General features: G+C 59.3%; 19 protein-coding genes and 1 tRNA gene. 10 read left to right on the top strand and 10 right to left on the bottom strand.

Annotated features, from left to right (window positions below):
- Positions 1 to 215: 215 nt before the first annotated feature.
- Entirely contained in the window at positions 216 to 917 is a 702-nt protein-coding gene (locus tag GSQ93_RS11935; protein ID WP_158935849.1) for an ABC transporter ATP-binding protein, read from the bottom strand.
- On the opposite strand from GSQ93_RS11935, the gene GSQ93_RS11930 reads away from it, so the two are divergent.
- Positions 916 to 1629: an arylesterase gene (locus GSQ93_RS11930; protein WP_254073850.1), complete on the top strand. Its 714-nt coding sequence runs from the start codon at positions 916 to 918 to the stop codon at positions 1627 to 1629. The genes GSQ93_RS11935 and GSQ93_RS11930 overlap by 2 nt on opposite strands.
- A gap of 166 nt (positions 1630 to 1795) precedes the next feature.
- A complete protein-coding gene (locus tag GSQ93_RS11925) occupies positions 1796 to 2137 on the top strand; it encodes a hypothetical protein (protein WP_158935847.1) in 342 nt (113 codons plus the stop codon).
- A gap of 154 nt (positions 2138 to 2291) precedes the next feature.
- Here the strand turns inward: GSQ93_RS11925 and GSQ93_RS11920 are convergent, their stop codons facing one another.
- The 4 genes from GSQ93_RS11920 to GSQ93_RS11905 all read right to left on the bottom strand — a co-directional run bounded on the left by GSQ93_RS11920 (position 2292) and on the right by GSQ93_RS11905 (position 8221).
- A complete protein-coding gene (locus GSQ93_RS11920) occupies positions 2292 to 4220 on the bottom strand; it encodes a SurA N-terminal domain-containing protein (RefSeq protein ID WP_158935846.1) in 1929 nt (642 codons plus the stop codon).
- Between the two features lie 90 nt (positions 4221 to 4310).
- Positions 4311 to 4387: transfer RNA gene (locus tag GSQ93_RS11915), tRNA-Asp, on the bottom strand.
- A gap of 396 nt (positions 4388 to 4783) precedes the next feature.
- Positions 4784 to 6076, bottom strand: a complete 1293-nt coding sequence (locus GSQ93_RS11910; RefSeq protein WP_158935845.1) for an MFS transporter — start codon at positions 6074 to 6076, stop codon at positions 4784 to 4786.
- 231 nt (positions 6077 to 6307) lie between these two features.
- Positions 6308 to 8221, bottom strand: coding sequence for an SMP-30/gluconolactonase/LRE family protein (locus GSQ93_RS11905; protein WP_158935844.1), 1914 nt, complete (start codon positions 8219 to 8221; stop codon positions 6308 to 6310).
- A 548-nt stretch (positions 8222 to 8769) separates the two neighbouring features.
- Between GSQ93_RS11905 and GSQ93_RS11900 the strand changes: the two genes are divergently transcribed.
- Entirely contained in the window at positions 8770 to 8982 is a 213-nt protein-coding gene (locus tag GSQ93_RS11900; protein WP_158935843.1) for a ParD-like family protein, read from the top strand.
- On the top strand, positions 8979 to 9746 hold the full coding sequence (gene map / locus GSQ93_RS11895) for a type I methionyl aminopeptidase (protein WP_158935842.1): 768 nt from the start codon (positions 8979 to 8981) through the stop codon (positions 9744 to 9746). Before GSQ93_RS11900 ends, map begins: the two co-directional genes overlap by 4 nt.
- Before the next feature lie 309 nt (positions 9747 to 10055).
- Here the strand turns inward: map and GSQ93_RS11890 are convergent, their stop codons facing one another.
- Together GSQ93_RS11890 and GSQ93_RS11885 are read right to left on the bottom strand one after the other, a co-directional pair.
- Positions 10056 to 10835 carry a DUF4239 domain-containing protein gene (locus tag GSQ93_RS11890; protein ID WP_174254608.1) on the bottom strand — a complete coding sequence of 260 codons (780 nt, stop codon included), beginning with the start codon at positions 10833 to 10835 and terminating at the stop codon, positions 10056 to 10058.
- A gap of 184 nt (positions 10836 to 11019) precedes the next feature.
- Positions 11020 to 11949, bottom strand: a complete 930-nt coding sequence (locus GSQ93_RS11885; protein ID WP_158935841.1) for a LysR substrate-binding domain-containing protein — start codon at positions 11947 to 11949, stop codon at positions 11020 to 11022.
- Positions 11950 to 12139: 190 nt separating this feature from the next.
- Between GSQ93_RS11885 and GSQ93_RS11880 the strand changes: the two genes are divergently transcribed.
- The 5 genes from GSQ93_RS11880 (at position 12140) to GSQ93_RS11860 (ending at position 16795) form a co-directional block, all read left to right on the top strand.
- Positions 12140 to 13078 (top strand): amino acid ABC transporter permease, encoded by a 939-nt coding sequence (locus tag GSQ93_RS11880; RefSeq protein WP_158935840.1) that lies wholly within the window; start codon positions 12140 to 12142, stop codon positions 13076 to 13078.
- Positions 13075 to 13878, top strand: a complete 804-nt coding sequence (locus tag GSQ93_RS11875; protein WP_158935839.1) for an amino acid ABC transporter ATP-binding protein — start codon at positions 13075 to 13077, stop codon at positions 13876 to 13878. The genes GSQ93_RS11880 and GSQ93_RS11875 overlap by 4 nt, the downstream gene beginning before the upstream one ends.
- A gap of 50 nt (positions 13879 to 13928) precedes the next feature.
- Positions 13929 to 15251, top strand: coding sequence for an LLM class flavin-dependent oxidoreductase (locus GSQ93_RS11870; RefSeq protein ID WP_158935838.1), 1323 nt, complete (start codon positions 13929 to 13931; stop codon positions 15249 to 15251).
- 70 nt (positions 15252 to 15321) lie between these two features.
- Positions 15322 to 15822, top strand: coding sequence for a flavin reductase family protein (locus tag GSQ93_RS11865; protein WP_158935837.1), 501 nt, complete (start codon positions 15322 to 15324; stop codon positions 15820 to 15822).
- Positions 15823 to 15880: 58 nt separating this feature from the next.
- A complete protein-coding gene (locus tag GSQ93_RS11860) occupies positions 15881 to 16795 on the top strand; it encodes an ABC transporter substrate-binding protein (protein WP_158935836.1) in 915 nt (304 codons plus the stop codon).
- A gap of 37 nt (positions 16796 to 16832) precedes the next feature.
- On the opposite strand, the gene GSQ93_RS11855 is transcribed toward GSQ93_RS11860, so the two are convergent.
- Entirely contained in the window at positions 16833 to 18080 is a 1248-nt protein-coding gene (locus tag GSQ93_RS11855; RefSeq protein ID WP_158935835.1) for an NAD(P)/FAD-dependent oxidoreductase, read from the bottom strand.
- Positions 18081 to 18245: 165 nt separating this feature from the next.
- On the opposite strand from GSQ93_RS11855, the gene GSQ93_RS11850 reads away from it, so the two are divergent.
- Complete coding sequence (locus GSQ93_RS11850; protein ID WP_158935834.1) at positions 18246 to 18983, top strand: class I SAM-dependent methyltransferase; 738 nt, start codon at positions 18246 to 18248, stop codon at positions 18981 to 18983.
- Positions 18984 to 19061: 78 nt separating this feature from the next.
- Here the strand turns inward: GSQ93_RS11850 and GSQ93_RS11845 are convergent, their stop codons facing one another.
- Positions 19062 to 19499: a signal peptidase gene (locus GSQ93_RS11845; protein ID WP_158935833.1), complete on the bottom strand. Its 438-nt coding sequence runs from the start codon at positions 19497 to 19499 to the stop codon at positions 19062 to 19064.
- 43 nt (positions 19500 to 19542) lie between these two features.
- Positions 19543 to 20778 (bottom strand): beta-ketoacyl synthase N-terminal-like domain-containing protein, encoded by a 1236-nt coding sequence (locus GSQ93_RS11840; RefSeq protein ID WP_158935832.1) that lies wholly within the window; start codon positions 20776 to 20778, stop codon positions 19543 to 19545.
- Positions 20779 to 20781: the final 3 nt, after the last annotated feature.

The following is a 20781-nucleotide window of genomic DNA, read 5'->3' as shown; positions in this document are numbered from 1 at the left end:
TGCTTCGTTTCTTTGTCGCTTTGGACAAAGAAATGACGTGCCGCCACGCACAGTGGCTAACAGTGATAAAGAGAAAATCCAACTCTCGCAGACCACTAACACTGAAAGCAGCAACCCGGCATTGACCCCGACCGCTAACGCAGAAACCACCAACCCCGGCACCACCCCGACCACCCCCGACCACTACAATCACCCCCGAGTGCGAACGAAACCAACTACACGCTTAGGCCATTCACAAGGCGCCCTGCTTCTATTGTCACCGTGGCGTCGCATCGCTCGGCCAGCTCGATATCGTGCGTGACCAGGATGAGCGTGGCGCCATTACGCCGGTTCATCTCGAACATCAGGTCAATGATCGCGTAACCTGTTGCCGCGTCCAGACTGCCCGTGGGTTCATCGGCGAACAGCACGGCCGGATGCGTGACAAACGCGCGCGCAAGGGCCACGCGTTGTTGCTCGCCACCGGATAACAGCTTGGGATAATGCGCGGTCCGCTGACCGAGACCGACCTGATTGAGCAGGTCCCGTGCACGGATCGCAATCTCTTTGTGCGGCACGTCGCCGCGCAATTCCAAAGGCAACATCACGTTCTCGAGAGCGGTCAGGTGCGGCATCAACTGGAACGACTGGAAGACGAATCCCACCGAGCCGCTGCGCAATGCCGCACGTTCGTCCTCGTTCAGCGTGCCCAGGTCGCGCCCGAGCAAGCGAACCGAGCCAGCCGTCGCGCTGTCCAATCCCGCAAGCAGACCGAGCAACGTAGACTTGCCGGACCCCGACGCGCCGACTATGGCGACACTGCTGCCCTTTTCGATCGACAGGTCGATCTGATCGAGGATGATCAATTCGCCCGTCGCGTCCTTCACTCGCTTGCTTAAACCCCGTACTTCAATGACTGGTTCGATATTGTTTTGCATGGAGAGACTTAAGGTGAACTGGACAACGCGCGCCACGCTGGCACCGCTGGCATATGTAGCATTGATTGCATGCACGGGCGCCGCGCCGGCTTGTGCGGCGCAAGACGCGGCTGTGGCCAAGGTTGGGACAAGCACGACGGCCACAGCGGGCAAACCGTCGATCGTGGTCCTCGGCGACAGCATTTCCGCGGAATACGGCCTGCCGCGCGATACAGGCTGGGTTGCGTTGCTGCGCACAAAGCTTCCGCAAGAGCACTTCGATTATAGCGTCGCCAATTCAAGCATCAGCGGCGACACCACCAGCGGCGGCCTCGCCCGCCTGCCCGCTGCACTTAACCGCATCAAGCCAACCATTGTCATAGTAGAACTCGGCGCCAACGACGCGCTGCGCGGCGTGCCGCTCGCCACCACCGAAGCGAACCTGCGGGCCATTATCGAAAAATCACAGGCCGCCAACGCGAAAGTTTTACTCGTGGGGATGTATGTTCCGCCTAACTATGGCCCCGACTATTCGCAAAAGTTTCACGGCGTCTATGAACAATTGTCCAAAGAAAACCATGTGCCGCTAGTCCCGTTCCTATTGGCTGGCATTGAAAATAACCCCGAAATGTTCCAGGCGGACCAGATTCATCCGACCCCTCAGGCCCAGCCTTTGCTATTGAACAACGTCTGGCCAGTTTTAAGACCTTTGCTGGGCGCGCCATCGAAATGACCGGAGGTTATTGCTGATTGAAGCGATTCATCGATATAACCCAGTCAGCGCGTCGCCCGGTTGGCATTTAGCCATGCGCGGAATACGGCCACGATTCAGTAATCAAGATTTTCGCGTAACCCTGAAAAACCCCGGCTCCGCTGTGAGCGCATTGAAAGGAGGTAACGTGAAATATTTACCAATTCTCGCCATGACCGTCGCGATCTCGGCTTGTGCCGCTCCCATGTCCCCTGGCGTCAGTCAGGTCGGCACGAGCCAGCAACCGCCGAAGGTCGTCGCACAATGTATCGCGCAGAAATGGGCCGATAAATCACAGCAACAAGTGGTTTCGCAGGACACGCTCGCGAACGATATGGCAGCCGATGTCTACGTTCCGGGTCAGCAACCGCCCGATGGCGCCAAGGCTATCGTGCGCCCCAACTATTCGGGTCCCGGTACATGGGTCGGCTTCCGCGCTGCGGGCTCGGCCGGCAGCGATGCCACCGGCGACATCCAGACATGCCTCTGACCTCATTGAAGGTCTTGTAGTTCGTTCTGAAACCCTTCCATCGGGCGCCTTCTTCTTAGACTCTCAAAGAAGCCTGATACGAAAAAGCCCCACTGGTTTTCGCCAGCGGGGCTTTTTTTCTGCGGATCAAATTTGGCGGCTCAGACCGCGACGATCATTGCGACTGATCGGACGTGGTCGGCACGTTGGTGACCTTCACCTTCGAGCGCGCCTTCAATGAATCGAGGTACGACTCCATCTCGGCTTGCGCGTAGACCTGAGCGACTTGCTGCTGCGCGCCGGCAAGACGGTCAGCGGTCACCGGTTCAGGCTTCTCGATGCCGTTCACGCGATAAATAGCGTATCCGTCCGTACCCAGATCGACGCCAACATAAGCCGGCAGCTTCGACGAATCCGCCTTGAAGATAGCGGCGAGCGCGGCGGGCGGCAGGCCCTGCGCGTCGTTACGCGATACCTTCGACACCGACGAAAAACCGGCAGTCGAGTTCGACTTCTGCAGTTCGGCCAGCTTGGCTGCGCCCTCTTTGCGCGCAGCCTCGGCGGCTTCTTCCGCCACGACCTTCGTGCGCACTGCGTCCTTGATGGTGTCAAGTGCAGGCACGGCTGCCGCTTTGTAGTCGGTCACACGGCCGGCGATCAGCGTGCTGTTGCCGATATCGATAGCCTGCGTGTTGTTGTGCTGCTTCACCGCGTCCGGCGCAAATACGGCTGCGAGGAACTTCGTGTTATTCAACGGGCTGTCTGGCGGCAGCTTCGGATCCGGCTTCGATCCAACCGTTGCCGTCTGGATTTGCAGCTTGTATTTATCGGCAGCGGGTTGCAGCGACTTCGATTGCTCGTACACCGTCGAGGTGAAACCTTCCGCGCCGTCAGCCAGGCTCTTCGCCGCTTGCTGCGCGACGACTTCCTTCGTGATCGCGTCCTTCACTTCGTCGAACGGCTGCGTGACGGACGGCTTTACGTCGGTTGCTTCGATAATGTGATAACCGAAATCCGTCTGCACGATCCCGCTGATTTCGCCCTTCTTCAGACCGAACGCGGCGTCGTCGAATGCCTGACCGCCTGCAATCATGCCGCGGCTGAAATAGCCCAGGTCACCGCCTTTTGCCGCCGATCCCGGGTCCTGCGAATTTTTCTGTGCAATCTCGGCGAACTGGTCCGGATGCGCCTTGACCTGCGCGAGCAGCGTTTCGGCTTGTTGCTTGGCCTTGGTTTTATCAGCAGCGCTTGCATCTTTCGGCGCCGTGATCAGGATGTGGCTCACGCGCACTTGCGCCTGCGTCTTGAAGCGCGCGATGTTGTCGTCGTAGTACTTCTTGAGGTCCGCGTCAGACGGCTTGAGCGCTGCCGACAACGTAGCCGGCGACATCACCAGATACTGGATAGTCGCGGACTCGGGCGTAGCGAACTCAGCACTGTGCGCGTCGTAATACGACTTCACTTGCGCGTCGGTGGGCTGGATCTTTGCGGTGTAATCGACGGTGCGGAACGCGAGACCCTGAACGTCGCGGCGCTGCTCGGCGATCTCGGTCAGCGTTTGCGCCAGGGTTTTCGACGTGAACGCCGTGGACTGGATACTCGACGGAATCTGGTCCGAGGCCAGGCCATAACGGACGCGCTCGTCATACTGCTCAGGCGTCATGCCCTGCATCGCGAGCAATTGCTTGTACTGGTCCACGTCGATGGAACCATCCGGCTTGCGCAGCGAAGCGATGGTCGGATCAGCCAGCAATGCGCGGCGTACGGCTGCGTCGGAGGCGGTCAGGTGGAGGCGCTGGGTTTCGTCGGAGAGCATGCGCTGTTGCACGAGGCTGTCGATCAGCGACGCGCGCATTTCCGGCGTTTCGAACATCTTCGGGTCGAACTGGGCGCCGAGCATCTGCCGCGCGCGATCGACTTGCTGGCGCATCGCGCCGTCGTACTCGACACGCGTGATCTTGTGGCCGTTGACGCTGGCGACGTTGGCGTTTTCGTCGAAGAAACTGCTGAAGCCCTGGATACCCACAATGCCTAATCCCGGCACGACGATCAGGATCAACAGGGCCATCATCAGGCGTTGGTGATTACGGAAAAAGTCGAGCATGCGTGACGATTCTGCCTAATACGAAACGCCCGATGTTACAGCAGCGGGCAATAAAAAAGGCGAACCGGAGTTCGCCTTTCTCGTGAATGCTGGCGGAGTGGACGGGACTCGAACCCGCGACCCCCGGCGTGACAGGCCGGTATTCTAACCAACTGAACTACCACTCCTTTTTTACATCTTTTGCAACGATCCGGACGAGATCAGCGCGGCCGATTATTTCAATCATTTGCAACAATCCGTCGGCCGATTGAACCGGAAAGCGGCGGTCCGGAAGGTTTGTCAACACCCTGCCAGCCTTGCTCCACAACCGTTTGCTCAATCGGGGACGAAGTATACAACGAAACATCGGATGATGCGAAATTTTCTCATGCGACGCAGCAAAGACTGCGGCAGCGGGGATCGCTTCGGCAGGATTCCGTCGGGCTGTGAAGCTAATCAGCGTCTGCAGCAGCTGAGCCGTTAAGCCGCGGTTTCAACGGCGAGAACAAAGCTTCCAGTTGGCTTGCCGGGGCATTTCATGGAGGTCGAATCGCGTCGACGTTCGCAAAATGCCCTCCGGACCACTAGCGTCCCCCCACTCCCTGCGACTCGGCTACATCAAGCGACTGACCACCCGGAATCTGCAGCGGCTCGATCTTGCCTACGATCACCAGGTAACTAAACGCGCCGAGAAAACAGAACCCGCCCGCGACGATCAGCGGAATCGTGAACGACCCTTTGGTCAGCGCGAGCATAAAGCCGGTGAACGTGGTGATCACGATGCCCGCGAGGTTCGACGCGAAGTTCTGGATACCGCTGATCGAAGCCACATAATCCGGCGTGGGCGCCACGTCACCGGGGAGCGACCAGATGCTGGCAGCCGCGAACGCGAGGCTGCCATAGGCAATTCCAAACGATGCCAGCATCACATAGATGCTGGATGTGAACGCCGACAGCGTGATGATCGATGAAAGCAGCATGCCGCCGACCATGCAGGTCTTGCGCGACTTCGTCAGGCTCCAGCCGCGTTTATAGAGCGCGTCCGAAACGATGCCGCCCAGCCAGCCGCCGGGAATGGAAATGAGCGCGGGAATCATGCCGAGAGTGCCGAGCGACTTAAGCGAAAAACCGCGCGTTTGCACGAGATAGCTCGGGAACCACGTGATAAAAAAGTAGATCACGAAGTTCAGGCAGAAGAAGCCGAGCATCATGCCCCACAGCGTGCGATGCCTGAAGAGCGAGGCCCACGTGACGTTCTGGCCGGAAGTTTTCTCGCGCGGCACAGGCGTTGCATTTTCCTCGCCGGTCAGATCCCCACGCGACGGATTGCGGTAGATCAGGAACCAGCCGAGCACCCACAGCAGGCCGACCGCGCCCGTCGCGACAAACGACGCTTCCCAGCCGAAGCCGCTGATGATCAGCGCGACAATCGGGATGGAGAGCGCGGAGCCGACCCGCGAGCCGCTATCGAAGATACTGGTGGCGAACGCGCGCTGCGCCGGTTTGAACCATTGCGCGACGAGCTTCGCACACGCCGGATAAGCGCCCGCTTCGCCCACGCCGAGCATCAGGCGGCAGCCGAACATGCCCGCCACGCTCGAGGTCGCCGCCGTGAGCGCGGTGAATATGGACCACCATCCGACTGCGAGCGGCAATGCAATACGCGCGCCGACTTTATCGATGAACCAGCCGAACGGCATTTGCATCAGCGCGTAGGTCCAGAAGAAACCGCTCATTACCAGGCCCATTTGCGCCGGTCCGATGTTGAGCGCCTTCTGTATTTGAGGTGCTGCGACTGCGAGGTTCGCGCGATCGACATAGTTGATCGCGATTGCCAGGAAGCATAGAAATATGACCATCCAACGCATCTTGCGCATTCTTTGTCTCCTCCGGTACGGCACGTTTTTTTATCTACGATGCTCGAGGCTTAAGCGATGCTGCGAGCGAGCGCAGGATCGACCCGGTCAAGCACGGTGCGCGTGCTTGCCGAGGCGTTACATGCTACTCGCAAAATGCGGATGTTTGCACGGCCGGTATCGCGCGCCACCCTTCCAAAAGCGCCCACCTTGGATTCAAGGTGGATTTTCAGGAAGAGCGGAGCCGGCCGATCAGGGTGTCCAACGATAAACAATGATGCTTGAACCGTTGTAGTTGTCCTTCGTGACCACGTACTCTCCGGTCGACCGAAGATACGACCTGAGGCCGTACATGGAGTCCACGTCATTGCCTACGTACACGGTGCTGGGGCTGCTGTTGATAAACGTGTTGTCCAGGTTGCCCGTGGTCAGGTTGAAGGCATCGATGTTGGGTACGGTGTGTACGTATCCGACGAAGAGATAGTTGCCGGTTGCCGTGATCGACTTGGGATTGGTGCTGGTGAGATTGATCACGGGGTTGGGTGCGGTGGTGTTGCCTGCGAGCCAGCCGTGATACACCTCGACTCTCGTTCCGATCGACGTCCAGCCTGAGCTCCCGGTCAGGCCTTGGGCCAGGATCATGGTGTCGCTATCAGGCAGGTAAATGATCCGCGACAACGGCGTGATCGTGCCCGGAATGGGCGTTGCAATTCCTGCTCCCCATGTCGGTTTTCCGTTGCTGTCGAAGCCAATCAGCGGATAGTGCCAGATGGCGTTCGTCTTATCCAGACCTGCCCAGACGTCCCCTTTGCTGTCGAGGCAGAATCCGTCCCTGACGGGTGCGGTCGCATTGAACAATGTCCCTGGAATCGAGCCATCCGGTATGGCGATGTAGCCATTCGCCGTATTGAAGTGAAAGAAGTAAAAGGTATCTGGATTCTGGCCGGATGCCACAAGGATTCGATTGATGCCGAGCGCGGCGACTTGACCGAAGCGCTCATCGCGAGAGGGATCGTTGATGTTGATGCGTGGGTCGGAGGGATAGTCGATCGGATCGACCGTGTTCGCTACGAAGGTCCCGCCTGCGGTGCCGCTGTAGAGGTTGGTGCCGCTGTAGAAGTAGCCGCCGTCGCTACCCGGGTCCGGAGCGGCGACCCCTTCGAAGTTGAGAGATTGAAGCTTCCATTGCAAGGTGCCGGAGCTGCTGTAGGAGTGAATGTCCGTGCCGCCGTCGCGGCCGAGGTCCCAGCTTCCGCCCCATGGGTTGTTGAGGACGTACAGGTTGCCGCCCGAGTCCTTGCCGACGCCGGTAACCCGGGTGAAACGCTTATCGCCGACCCGGCCCTTTGTTCCAGCCGTCGTGTCGAGATATCCGCCCTGGATGCCGAACGTACTGACCAGAACTGGCGTGTTCGAGATGTTGTAGTTCTTGATGTTCATGTCGGGCCCCTGGTCCCCGACCATGAGATATCCCGTCGATGAATCGAAATACAGCGCGGACGGACGAGACGTAGTGGACATCTGGATCGTGTTCAGCGGCGCGCCGGCCGGACTAAATTCGAGGACCGTGCCGGCGCTTTTCTGCGCCACCCAGACGTTTCCTGCGCTGTCCACGGCGAGCGCGCCCGGGCCTGAGACGTTGATATCCTGCCGCCAGGTGCCGTCGGTGGTGTAGACCCGGACGCGATTTCCCGGAAAATCGCTCGCGTAAAGGAGCGACCCCGACGTCGCGAGTCCGGTGATTACATCGGCTCGCTGCTCAGTCGTTGTCGCGCTGACGGAGATCAGCAGATCGCGGGATTGGGTGATCCGGTTGTACCGCCCCACCGCGCCGCTGCCGTAAGCGGTAGTCAATGCCAACGCAGCGAAGATTGAAGTGGCATTACCCGTAATGGCGCCGCCCTGGAAATCGCCGTGACCTCCTATGGACCCCGTGCTTTGGCCGTTTTGGTAGATGGCGACTCCGCCCTCGTTTTCGTCCCACATTGAAGCCGTATAGATGACGCCCTCGGGCGCTACCCACATGGAGCGCGCAACGCTGCCCACGCGCGTGGCGTTGGTCCCGTAGGTGTTTGCTATCCAGTCAGTGGTGTATTGCGCCTGGCACGCGGGAGCAATGGTCGCGATCAGCAGCGCGGCGAGGAACGTGGCATGGATTCGTTTCATGATCCTGAAGGCCGCCCTTTTGAGGCACCTGTATTGGGTGAATGTGGCGTCGCCGATGATTGCGGCGTTGGCAACGGGGTGGACTCTGCGTGGAGAGCGGGTGATGGGTCCTGTGGTGGCATTCGTTTGCGGCGGTTGTCGTACTGGCGTGCGAGCTGGGGCTGGAAGATGCTTCGATCTGGACGTGTCTTCTTTGAGGCTTTGAGGCGCACCCCCACGGCGCCCTCCCGTTCGGCGAGCGTCGTTTCGCAGAGACATGTCCCTCTTCGCTCGGTGCTCCAACACTCGCCACTGCAACACGTGTCGTGTCTGTCCAATCCGATGCTGCCTTCAGGCGGTATATCGGCGGGGTAGGAAAAAAGTTGAGTTGTTCGCGTTTTGAGAACAGGCGAATGCGCTGGAACGGGCAGTCGGTCTGGCCGGTCCGAGAGGTGGTTGAGCTTTTACGGGTGATATCCGCAAACTGGCGTATTTAATGTCGAAAAGCGCTTGTCCTGTCAGAGGGTTTGAATATATGATTCGTATACGTTTCATATATAGAGAGTGATATGGGCATTGTGAATATCGACGACGAATTGCACGATCAGATACGTAAGGCAAGCGCAGTGTCATGCCGGTCGATCAACGCGCAAGCAGCCTTCTGGATCAAGATCGGCAAGTTGTGCGAAATGAATCCGACGCTGAGTTTCAATGAAATAGCTACCCGTGAACTGAGAGCCGCAGGCGTCGTTGCGCAAGCCCTCAATGTGGCATTGACATGACCAAGCGACCCGAAGAAATCGCGTTGATGGCAGAGTCAGGCCAGTTGCTGGCGGATGTATTCGGCTATCTGGATCAAATGAGCTTGATTGGCATGTCGACCATGCAGGTCAATGATCTGGTCGATAACTTCGTCGTCAACGAACGCATGGCACGCCCGGCAAGCAAAGGGCAATACGGCTACGCCTATGCGCTTAACGCTTCACGCAACCATGTTGTTTGTCACGGTGTTCCGTCCACGACAGAGATGCTGCAAAACGGGGACATCGTTAATTTCGACATTACGCTGGAGAAGAATGGCTACATCGCTGATTCCAGTAAGACCTATCTTGTGGGAGAGGTGTCTCCACTGGCTCAACGGCTCGTGCAAGTGGCCTACGAAGCAATGTGGAAAGGGATCAAGGCCGTTCGCCCCGGTGCCAGGCTCGGCGACGTAGGTCATGCCATTGAGCGGCACGCCCGCAGAAATGGCTATTCGGTCGTAAAGGAATATTGCGGACATGGCATCGGGCGTGAAATGCACGAGGATCCGCAAGTGCTGCATTGGGGAAAGCCGCGGACGGGTTTGTTGTTGCGGGAAGGCATGGTGTTCACCATCGAACCCATGATCAATCAAGGGCGAGATTCTGTCCAAACCGAAGAAGACGGCTGGACGGTGGTCACGCGCGATGGGCAACTGTCGGCGCAGTTTGAACACACCGTGGCCGTGACCCAAAACGGTGTACAGGTCTTAACGCTCCGATCCGAGGAAAAGGTGCCCAACTGATAGTTCTGCAGATTAACCGTGCGTTAAACCAAGCACATCTTTGCGGCACAGGTCGGGAAGATCGCTCATTGCCGGTGGCACGTCCACTCGAACCAAGCGCGAGACGCAGTCGTCAACGATTGCCGCGAAACCACGTAAGCCCGTTGTTGGCCGATGGCGGGCGCTGGCTATCAGTCAGGCTTACTGCCGCTGCCCTCCTGTTAGATCCGTTGACCTGACCGAAGACGAGGGCTAGGCGTCAGCGAGACCCTGCGCCGGAAACTGTGATCTCTGCTTCAGCAAGAGCTCTGGTTCGTAACAACGCAACGGTCACCGATCCTCAGGCATCACCTGCAGCAGCGGCTCCGGCGACAGCGCGATCTCTCCTGTAAAGGGCCTATCGTGCGAGAGGATGAGCAAAAAGGTTGTGGCAAGTGCCGTCGAAAACAGACCGATTGCCACGGCAGATGTCAACCGGTTGTCGCAATGAACGAACGCGATTGCGAACAGCAGGCACACCGCCAGAATCGCCAGGCATAGCCATTTGACACCGTTCACTTCGCTGCGACTGATCAGGATACGCTCGCGACGCACTTCGAGAGCACGCTGCAGGGACGCCGCGACCTCGCGCTGCGCCGTCTGCTGTCCAGGCGTAACGACTGGCAGAGATAGCGTGAACGTCAGTGCGTTGTTCAGCGTAGGAGGACTAACGTTAAGCGTGACGACTCCCTTCGCGACGAGCGGCCATTCAGTCGTCGTGGTGTACTGAATGTAGTCTCGGACCATCCTTCGCAGTTCGGTCTGGGCTTCGATCGGCAAAACGGCGGACATGACAACAACCGATCGCAGCGCACTCGCTTCATCGGCGACCGCGACAGTGGCACGCGCTGTATCGGTCCAGACCTGCGAGGCCGTGAAGGCGATAAACAAGCCGAATATGATGCCGAGTGGAGAAAGCAGACCGGGCGAGATTGCCTTGAATGATGGCCCATATCGACCGGCAGCAAGCCAGCCAGTGATGAAATGGATGGCCGCGCCCACGAGAAATATCACACCGAACGTGACAAGTGCCATCAACCATAACGGCAGCTCATGTACCCATGTACTCATTATTGTGGTTGCGCAGTGCGCAGTCCGAACGGGATCTTCGTGGTGGGTCGGGACGTCCAAACCCCTCAACCAGACCACGAAGCTGTATTAGTAGTCTGTGCGCTCGGCCACGTTGCGCCGTGATGGCCGAACAACCCATCCCTCGGCATGCATCCTGTAGAGGCTGTGTGCGGTTATCGTCCTTTCAGGTCGGCCAGCGCTTCGACGCCCGCGGCACCTTCTTTGCCTGGTTGAATTCGAGCAGCAGCATGTCGCGAAACCCCTTCGCCGCGGTAGACAACGGGCGAGCGGTCGACGTAATCAGATACGCGCGATAGTCGATGCGCGGCTTGAACGCGGCGATGTGATAGCCGAGATGCGCGAACTCGAGCGCTGACTCGTGGATCACGAGCCCGACGCCCAGACCATGCGCCACCATATGGCAGACCGTCGATGCCCATGGTGTCTCCGCGCGAATGCGTCGCTCGACGCCGCTCGAATCGAACACCGCATCGATCGACGTGCGCGCTTTCACCTTGGCGGCCATCGAAATGAAGTCTTCGCCGGACAGATCGGCCGGCTGCAACAGGGGTCGTCCCGTGAGGCGGTGCCCTTTGGGCAGGATGCAGACGATCTCCGAACTGGTGATTTCCTCGCTGCGCAAACCCTCGCGATCCGACGCGCGCAGCGCAATACCGAGATCGATGGTTTGCCGCGACACGGCTTCGATCACGCTATCGGTCGACATCGGCTCCAGCGACGTCAGCAGTTCCTCACGCCCCGCGACATAGCGCGCGATCCGCTCCGTGATCCAGCCCTCGGCGAATGCGGGAAACACACCGACGCGTAAATAGCCGCGCCGCGTGGTGCCGATTTCTCTCGCCACTTCGTTAAGGTAATCGAGCCCGCGATATACCTGCGTGACTTCGGCGAAGAAGATTTCCGCTTCCGGCGTCGGCACCAACTTGCCTCGGCGCCGCTCGAAAGCGACGAAACCGGCCTCCTGTTCGAAGCGCTCGATCATCCGGCTCACGGCCGGTTGCGATACGTTCAGGCGCTGACCGGCGGCGGTGATCGAGCCGTGCGTCATCACCGCGACGAATACTTCCATCTGCTTGGCATTGAGTCTGGCCACGAGCGTGTCACCTCGATTATTGGTGCGATGCGGCAGCGCTGAAAGCCCACCGTGAAGCGATCTTAGGCCATTACATAGAATAGGATCAAACGAACAAAATTGTGTTGGATGTAATAGTTTTGCCTGCCTATAGTCGCTTCATCGACGCATTGCGCATCTTTCGAAACGACTGCTTCACGAGGACAGGCCAGTGGACATTGAAGCTAGAGAAGACCTGCAGGACCCCGCTGCGTTTCTCACGGAGACGCCGCACAGCCACCGGCATAAAAGCGACGCTTACAGGCCTGGAGAAAAACCACCTGCGGCCTTACGCATTCATGCGCGCCCTAAGAACTCCGACTGGTTCTGGTACGCCATGCTGTTCGTCGTCGCCGTACTGTTCGTCGAACTGGTAGTCGACAACCAGCGCTGGCAATGGGATATCGTCGCCCATTACCTGTTCAACAAGCGCGTGCTGAAGGGACTAGGGAATACGCTGATCCTGACCGTGCTGTCGAGCGCGCTTGGCCTGTGTTTTGGGGTCGTTATCGCCGCCTGCCGGATGGCGGACAACGCAGTGCTGCGCACCGCCGGCTACGTGTACATCTGGATCATCCGGGCGACGCCGCCGCTTGCCATGCTGCTGTTCCTGTTCTTCTTATCAGCGCTGATTCCTCGGATCTATCTGCCGCTGCCGTTTCTTCATGCGAATCTGTTCGACGTCGACACTAACCAGATCATCTCGCGCTTCAGTGCGGCCGTGATCGGTCTCGCGTTGTACCTCGGCGGCTATAGCGCGGAGATTTTTCGCGGCGGGGTCTCAGCCGTCGATCGCGGACAACGAGAAGCCTGCAAGGCGATCGGCATGAGCGATTTCCGGACAATGTGGCATGTGGTCATGCCGCAAGCGGTGCGCATCATCATTCCGCCGCTCGCCAACGAACTGATCACGATGTTCAAGAACACGTCGCTCGTCACGGTGATCGGTTATGTCGAACTCCTGACTACCGTGCAACTGATCTACGCGACCAACTTCGAAACGATTCCGCTGCTGACCGTCGCCTGTATCTGGTATCTGGCGCTGACGAGCCTCGCCATGGCGGCGCAGAGTCTGCTTGAACGTCACTTCAGGAAAGGAGTGCGGGCATGAACGCGATCCTCAAGGACACATCGGCGATGAACGACACAACACGCTTTCTCGACATGCGCGCCGTCACGAAGCAGTTCGGCGACTTCACTGCGCTGGATGCCGTGGACTTCTCGCTGTCCAAGGGCGAAGTCGTTGCGATGATCGGACCGTCCGGTTCGGGCAAGAGCACCCTGCTTCGCTGCATCAATATGCTCGAATTGATCGATGCCGGCAGCATTACCTTCAAGGGCGAAGTGCTCGGCACGGAAATGCGCGGGACGCGCTGCGTCCGCCTGCCGAACAAAACGCTCGACCAGCAACGCCGTTACTTCGGCATGGTCTTTCAGGGCTTCCACTTGTTCCCGCACTATTCGGCGCTCGACAACGTGCTGGCCGGCCCGTGCATTGTCGGGCGCAAGCGCAAGCGCGACGTGATGGAGCGCGGCAAGTATCTGCTGTCGCGCGTTGGACTCGCAGACCGGATGCACCACTACCCTTCCGAACTGTCCGGCGGACAGAAGCAGCGCGTCGCGATTGCACGCGCACTCGCGATGGAACCCGAAGTGATGCTGTTCGACGAGCCCACCAGTGCGCTCGATCCGGAACTGGTCAACGAAGTGCTCAACGTGATCAAGGAGTTGGCGCTCGCGGGCACCACGATGGTCGTCGTCACCCACGAGATGGAATTTGCGCGCAAGGTGGCGAGCCGCGTGGTGCTGATGGACGGCGGCCGCATTGTCGATGAGGGCGCACCGGCCTACATCTTCAATGGCCGCGGAACCGAACGCTGCAAACGCTTTCTTTCCAGCCTGGGCACCTAGTGCATGACGGTTAATCGGTGATTTGGAAACTTCGATCGGGATTTGAAAAAATGACCACTACAGACGGAAAGATCAGAATTGGCTTGTCGATACGCTATCTGGGGTATCACATGGCCGCATGGCGGCATCCGGATGTGCCGGCAGCGGGCGCCATCGATTTCAATTATTTTCTTCGGACTGCAAAGAAAGCCGAAGAGGCTAAACTCGACATGATTTTCTTTGCCGATGGAATCGGCGTCCGCGCAAACGATACGCCTAAAGGATCGCTCGCCCGCGACGCAAAGAATGCCGAACTCGAGCCACTGACCTTGCTCGCGGCGATCGGTGCGCGCACGTCGCACATCGGCCTGGTCGCAACCGCTTCGACGACATACAACGAGCCTTTCCATATCGCACGCAAGTACGCGTCGATCGACCATATCAGCGGCGGTCGCGCGGGCTGGAACGTCGTCACGTCGTGGTCGCAGCAAGAAGCGTGGAATTTCAGCCGCGACGAGCATCTCGGCTATGAAGAGCGTTATGAGCGCGCAGACGAGTTCGTCGACGTGGTCAGGAAACTGTGGGATAGCTGGGAAGACGACGCATTTATTCGCGACAAGGCAAGCGGTGTCTTCTATGAAGAGACCAAGCTGCACGTGCCGAATCACAAGGGCAAGCACTTCAAGGTCCGCGGCCCGCTGAACTCCGCGCGCACGCCGCAAGGCCGTCCGGTCATCGTGCAGGCCGGCGCCGCCGAAGCGGGACGCGAGCTTGCCGCACGCTATGCCGATGTCGTCTATAGCAACGCAAGCAGCATGGAAGGCGCCAAGGCCTACTACGACGATCTCAAGGGCCGCCTTGCGAAATATGGCCGCACGCCGGATCAACTTTTGATCATGCCCGGCGTCACGCTGTATGTCGGCAAGACGCGCGGCGAAGCGCAGGACAAGTTCGATCAGTTGCAAAACCTGATCGATCCGCTTAGCGGACTGGCGATCCTGTACGGCGTGCTCGGCGATCTGTCCGAATACGATCTCGACGGCCCGGTGCCCGATGTCGGCAATCAGCGTGTGCGCAGTATCGCGGAGAATCTGCTCGCGCTGGCGCACAGGGAAAACCTGACGATCCGCCAGATGTACAAGCGCGTGGCCTCGGGCAATAACTGGCAGATCGTTGGCACTGCGGAGGATATCGTCGACGAATTGGAAAGGTGGTTTCGGGCTGGCGCTGCCGATGGCTTCAATATTTGCCCGGCGACGTTGCCGCAAGGTGTCGACGACCTGACGCAATACATTCTTCCCGAGTTGCGCAAGCGCGGACTGTTCCGCACCGAGTACGAGGCGAGCACGCTGAGAGGCAATCTCGGACTGCAGCCCCTGCACTTCGGCGACTAAATTCCGGTGTCTAAAAATATCGTGCGCCGCTTGCCACGGAGCGGCGCACGCCTGACGGGAGGCGTTTCACATGAACACCGACACGACCGACGAACTTTTCCGCAACGCGATGGCGCGCTTCACCAACGGCGTCACGCTCATTACGACCGCTGAAAGCGGCACACCGTTCGGCCTGATCGCGACATCGGTGTGCAGTCTGTCAGCCGATCCGCCGACGGTGCTCGTCTGCGTGAACCGAAGCGCGAGCGCGCACGACGTGATCCTGCGTGCGAAGGTATTTGCCGTCAATCTGCCGTCCGCGGATCAGAAGAACGTCGCGCAACGCTTTGCCAGCGAGAAAGGCCCGTCCCGTTTCGATCCCGCGCAATGGACAGCGGGCAAGAGTGGCGCGCCGTTGCTGACCGGCAGTGTGGTCTCTCTTGATTGCAAGGTAATCGCGACGCACAACGGGTATTCGCATACGATCTTTATTGGCGAGATCACCGATTCATCGACGCACGACGATCCGTCCGCCCACTGTCTGTTGTGGCATCAACGTCATTTCGCAGCGGCGGCGATGGAAGCGCGATGAGCGTGACAAGAGCGCGTACGCTTTAGCCCGGTCAACCCCATTCGAATCCCCCCACATAATGACCACGCCCGTCCGTTTCACCCAAATCATTGCGCGACTTTCCGTCGCTGCCGCGTTCAGTCTGGTCGTTGCGCCGTGTGTTGTGTCACCGGCTTTCGCCGAAGACGCGCCGAATATCGACGCGCTCCCCGCCGACCCCGCGCTGTCCGCGCTCGTGCCGGAGTTCTATCGTCAGAAGCAACCCATTACGGTTGCGGTCAATCCGGAGGTCGCGCCCGTCAAGTTCATCGACGATGACGGCGACGTGGCGGGTTTCGCGCCCGATCTGATCTCTGCTGCGGCCAAAGTGCTGGGGCTGAAAATCAAGTTCGTGCAGGCATCGTTCGATTCGTTGATTCCGGGCCTCGCCGCGAACCGCTTCGACGTCCTGCTGTCGCTCGGTGATTTTCCGTCGCGTCATGGCAAGGTGACGTTCATCGACTACCTGAACGTCGGCCAGACGATCGTCGCCTCGGCTAAGCGGCAACCGACGCTCAAGTCGCTCGACGATCTATGCGGGATGCAGATCGCGCTGCCGCGCGGCACCGCGCCGATGCAACGGGCCATTGAAGTAAGCAACAAATGCGTGGCGGACGGTAAGAAAGCGATCTCGATCGCCACCTATCCGGACACCAACATGACGCTGATGTCGCTGACCAACGAAGCAAGCCAGGTCGTGTGGATCGACTCGCCCGCCGCGAACTACAACATCAGGAAGTTTCCCGACAAATACCAGGCGGTGTACTACTACAACCTCTCGTCATACGGAATCGGCTTTGGCGTCGACGACAACGGCAAGCGGCTCGCTCATGCGTTCCAGCAAGCCCTGATCAAGTTGCAGAAGCAAGGGTTTTATCAAAGTGTGATGCAGAAGTGGGGTCTGCCCACGAAGGATGGACGCCCCACTTTCCCGATCAACGATCCGCAGATGTGAAGCCTCAGGCCGGCAGCGAGCCGGCCTGCGCGTCCGCTTACGCCCCCTTGCATACCGCGTGAAGCGCGTTAAGCCTGCGCACCGGATCGGCCACGTACGGATTCGATTCATCCCACGCATAGCCCGCCAGCACCGCGCTGATAAAACGGGAGATCTGCGGTGTCTTATGCGGATAAAAGATGATGTCCTGCAACTCGCCCGTATACCACCGCTCGACGAATGCACGGAACGTATCAATCCCTTTTCGTAGCGGCACGTCGTAAGCCTCGTTCCAATCGAGCGTCTCTCCGTTGAACTGCCGCTGAAGCGTTTGTACCGCCAGATGCGCGGAGCGCAGCGCGATCGTCACGCCTGATGAAAACACCGGATCGAGGAACTCCCCGGCATTTCCAAGCAGCGCGTAACCCGGACCATGCAGACGCTCGACGTTCGCCGAATAACCACCGATATGCCGTACCGGCATCAGGAACGGCGCCTCTCCTATAAGCCCGTTGAGCGTCGGCTCCTGCTGGATCAGCGCGCGCAGTTTTGCATCGCGCTCATCTTCCGGGCCCTCCAGGAAACTCGCTTCGGCTACGCACCCGACCGATGAGCGCCCGCCTGCCAGCGGAATCATCCAGAACCAGACATTGCGATGTTCCGGATGCGTCGCCACACAGATCTTGTTGCGGTCCGTGGCGCCCGCCGGAATGCCGTCGCGCACATGCGTAAAGATGGCCGCGCGCGTCGGCATCCGCGTGGGCGCTTCAAGATTCAGCAGACGCGGCAACACACGGCCGAAGCCGCTTGCGTCGAGCACAAAACGCGCTTGCACGCGGTATGCAACACCCGCTTCATCGATCACGTCCAGCACGGGCGCGCTGCCGGTTTGCATCGCCTGCACGGTGTGGCCGAAGCGCACTTCGGCACCCTGATCTGCGGCGCAGCGAATCAGCAGGTCATCGAAGACTGCACGTTCGACCTGATACGTCGTGCCCCATCCCGGTGAATGTTTATCGCGGAAATCGAAGGACGACGACTGCTCCCGATAAATAAAATGCGCGCCGTTCTTGTACTGGAACCCTGCCTCGACGACGGACTGCAGCATGCCGGCCTCCTCCAGGTACGCCATGCTTTGCGGCAACAGGCTCTCACCCACCGAAAAGCGTGGAAAATGCTGGCGCTCGAGCACGAGCACCGAACGGCCCGCCTTTCTCAGCAGCGCAGCCGCGACCGCACCTGAGGGGCCCGCGCCGATGATGGCTACATCGACAGTCGTGTCTTGCTTCGAAGAATCAGTATTCAAGGGTGCCTCGCTTAGGCCCTGGGGCTGTCTGTGAAATTTTTTACGGCGCACGTTGCCAGTTCATCTGCCCGGATCAACTTTCCCGCTCTTGCTTCTATGCGTGCCATGCTTGCGATTACAATGAAGTGCGCCCTGTTCGCATTCTTTGTTGCCGGAGAGAAATTCGTGTCGTCATCCGAAATATCCAGCGTTGCCTTCGTGCCGGAGACGGCTTTCGGGCTCTGGTTCCTGCGTACCGCCACGTGGGAGCATCACGTACTGCGCGTAGCGATCAACGATCTCAAACGCCTGGTCGATACCACCCTGCCCGCCGCGCCCGTGATCGTTGATGTGGGCTGCGGGCAAGGTCAATCGTTCCGGCTGCTCGGCGAAGCATTCAGGCCGGCCCGGATCATCGGAGTCGATTTCCATGAGCCTTCGCTCGCGGAAGCCCATAGTGCAGCGCAGGCTTGCTCGCGGGACGACGGCTGGGCGAGCGAGATCCAACTGCTGCACGGCGACTGCGCGAAGCTGCCCTTGCCCGATGCGAGCGCTGACATTGTGTTCTGCCATCAGACCTTTCATCATCTCGTGGATCAAGGCCGCTCCCTGGATGAATTTCGCCGGGTGCTGAAACCCGGTGGGGTGTTGCTGTTCGCTGAATCCACCGATGCGTATATCAAGTCCTGGGTAATCCGCTTGCTGTTTCGCCATCCCATGCATGTGCAGAAAAGCGCCGACGGTTACCTCGATATGATCCGCGACGCCGGCTTCGCATTCGGTCCACAAAACGTTTCGATGCCCTACCTGTGGTGGAGTCGTGCTGCTGACTTCGGACTCCTTGAACGGCTGGGGTTGCATCGGCCGCTGCCGGGCAAGCGTCGTGAAACGCTGGTCAATGTGGCTGCGATCAAGACAGGTTGAATCGGCCTTGGCCTTGGCCTTGGCCTTGATCTTGATCTTGACCGCAGCTTTGCTTCAGATTTCCACGTTCACTCCAGGTTACGGCGCCTCAAGCACCACAACATCTCCACGCACCCGCAAGGCGGCCGCGCTTGGGCTCACGCCACAGGTGAACTCGGTCGCCGACGCTGATTCCGTGCTATGAAAACTCGTCCCGATGTTGATGACGGCGTTCGCGTGACGGTCCCGGGCATACGCACGCAACTTCTCCAACGCATCGGCGAGCGCGCGGTTGCATGACGCATCCTGCCCATTGGTCTCACGCGCGATACGCACCGACGCCGTGGTTTGTCCCAACTGACTCTGCACGGCAGGATGATCCTGCGAGCCGAAATACAACGCGACCTTCGCGCCCGGTGCCGACTGAGCAGACTGAGCAACCACCGGCGCAACCGGCAAGGACTTCACCTGCGTGGCACACCCGGACAACGTCGCTACAACCACCATCAGTCCACCAAACGCATACTTGCTCTTCATCGTGTTTCCCCGGTTAGTTATTGTTACAGTCAGTAGAAATTTTTCAAGCGCCCTTCCACGCGTCGAAGATCAAGCTGGCGCAACTGCCGCCGAACCCGAATGAAATCGACATCGCGGTGTCTATGGTCATGGGTCGCGACGTGCGCACGAGCGGCATGCCGTTCGTGCGTGGATCGGGCGTTTCTATCGGCCCTGTTCCGGCGATAAAACCATCGCGCATCATCAGCAACGCGTAGATCGCTTCGTGCACGCCACAGGCGCCAAGCGGATGGCCGGACAATCCCTTCGTCGATGAAAACAACGGGATGTCGTCGCCAAATACATCGCACAACGCATCCAGTTCTTCGACGTCGCCAAGAGGCGTCGAAGGTGCGTGCGTGTTGATATACGACGGACGTGTGCCTGCTTCGTCGAGTGCGCCACGCATCGCGCGCGCGATGCCCGATGCATGCGGACTCACCATGCCGGCTGCGTCGGTGCAATGGCCGAAGCCCGTCAGTTCGGCATGAATGCGTGCGCCCCGTGACAACGCGTGATCCAGCGACTCCAGCACCAGCACGCCACCGCCTGACGCAATCACGAAACCATCGCGCATGCTGTCATAGGGACGCGAGGCCCGTTGAGGCGTGTCGTTGAAACGCCGCGACAATGCGCCCATTGCATCGAACTGCAGGGTCATGTTGTCGTGCAACGCTTCGCTGCCGCCTGCGAGTACGATCTGCTGGCGGCCGGTCTGGATCAGTTGCATCGCTTGACCAATTGCAAGCGCCGATGTCGTGCAAGCCGAGGAAGGCGAATAGGTCATGCCCTCCAGCCCAAACACCTGAGCGACGTTCGCCGATGTAGTGCTGCCCATCGTTTGCGGGATCACGTACGGCGGCACTTTTTCGATACCGCGCGTGTGAGCAATCACCATCGCTGCGTCATAAGCGGAGAACGTACCGGTGCCCGAGCCGATCACCGCGCCGGCATGCGGCGAACGCAACAGGAAGGGATCAAGGTTGGCATCGAATATTGCCTTGCGCGCTGAATGGCATGCAAAACGCGCCGTATCGCCCATGAAACGTTCGAGCTTGCGATCGAACGGCAGTTCGTCCGCGATCGACGCCACACCCGCCACCTGACTTGCCAGACCCCGTTCACGCCACGCATCGACGCCCGTGATACCGCTTCGGCCTGCGCGCAAAGCGGCGGACACTTCATCGAGCGTATTACCGAGGCACGACACAATGCCCATGCCCGTCACGACCACGCGTGACAAAGCACGGGGCGCAGACATACT

Origin of the sequence: Burkholderia sp. S171, assembly GCF_009766085.1 — a bacterium.
In the GTDB taxonomy this organism is placed as follows: Bacteria; Pseudomonadota; Gammaproteobacteria; order Burkholderiales; family Burkholderiaceae; genus Caballeronia.
Note: the sequence above shows the minus strand (reverse complement) of the source record. Positions and strands in the feature narration are given on the sequence as shown.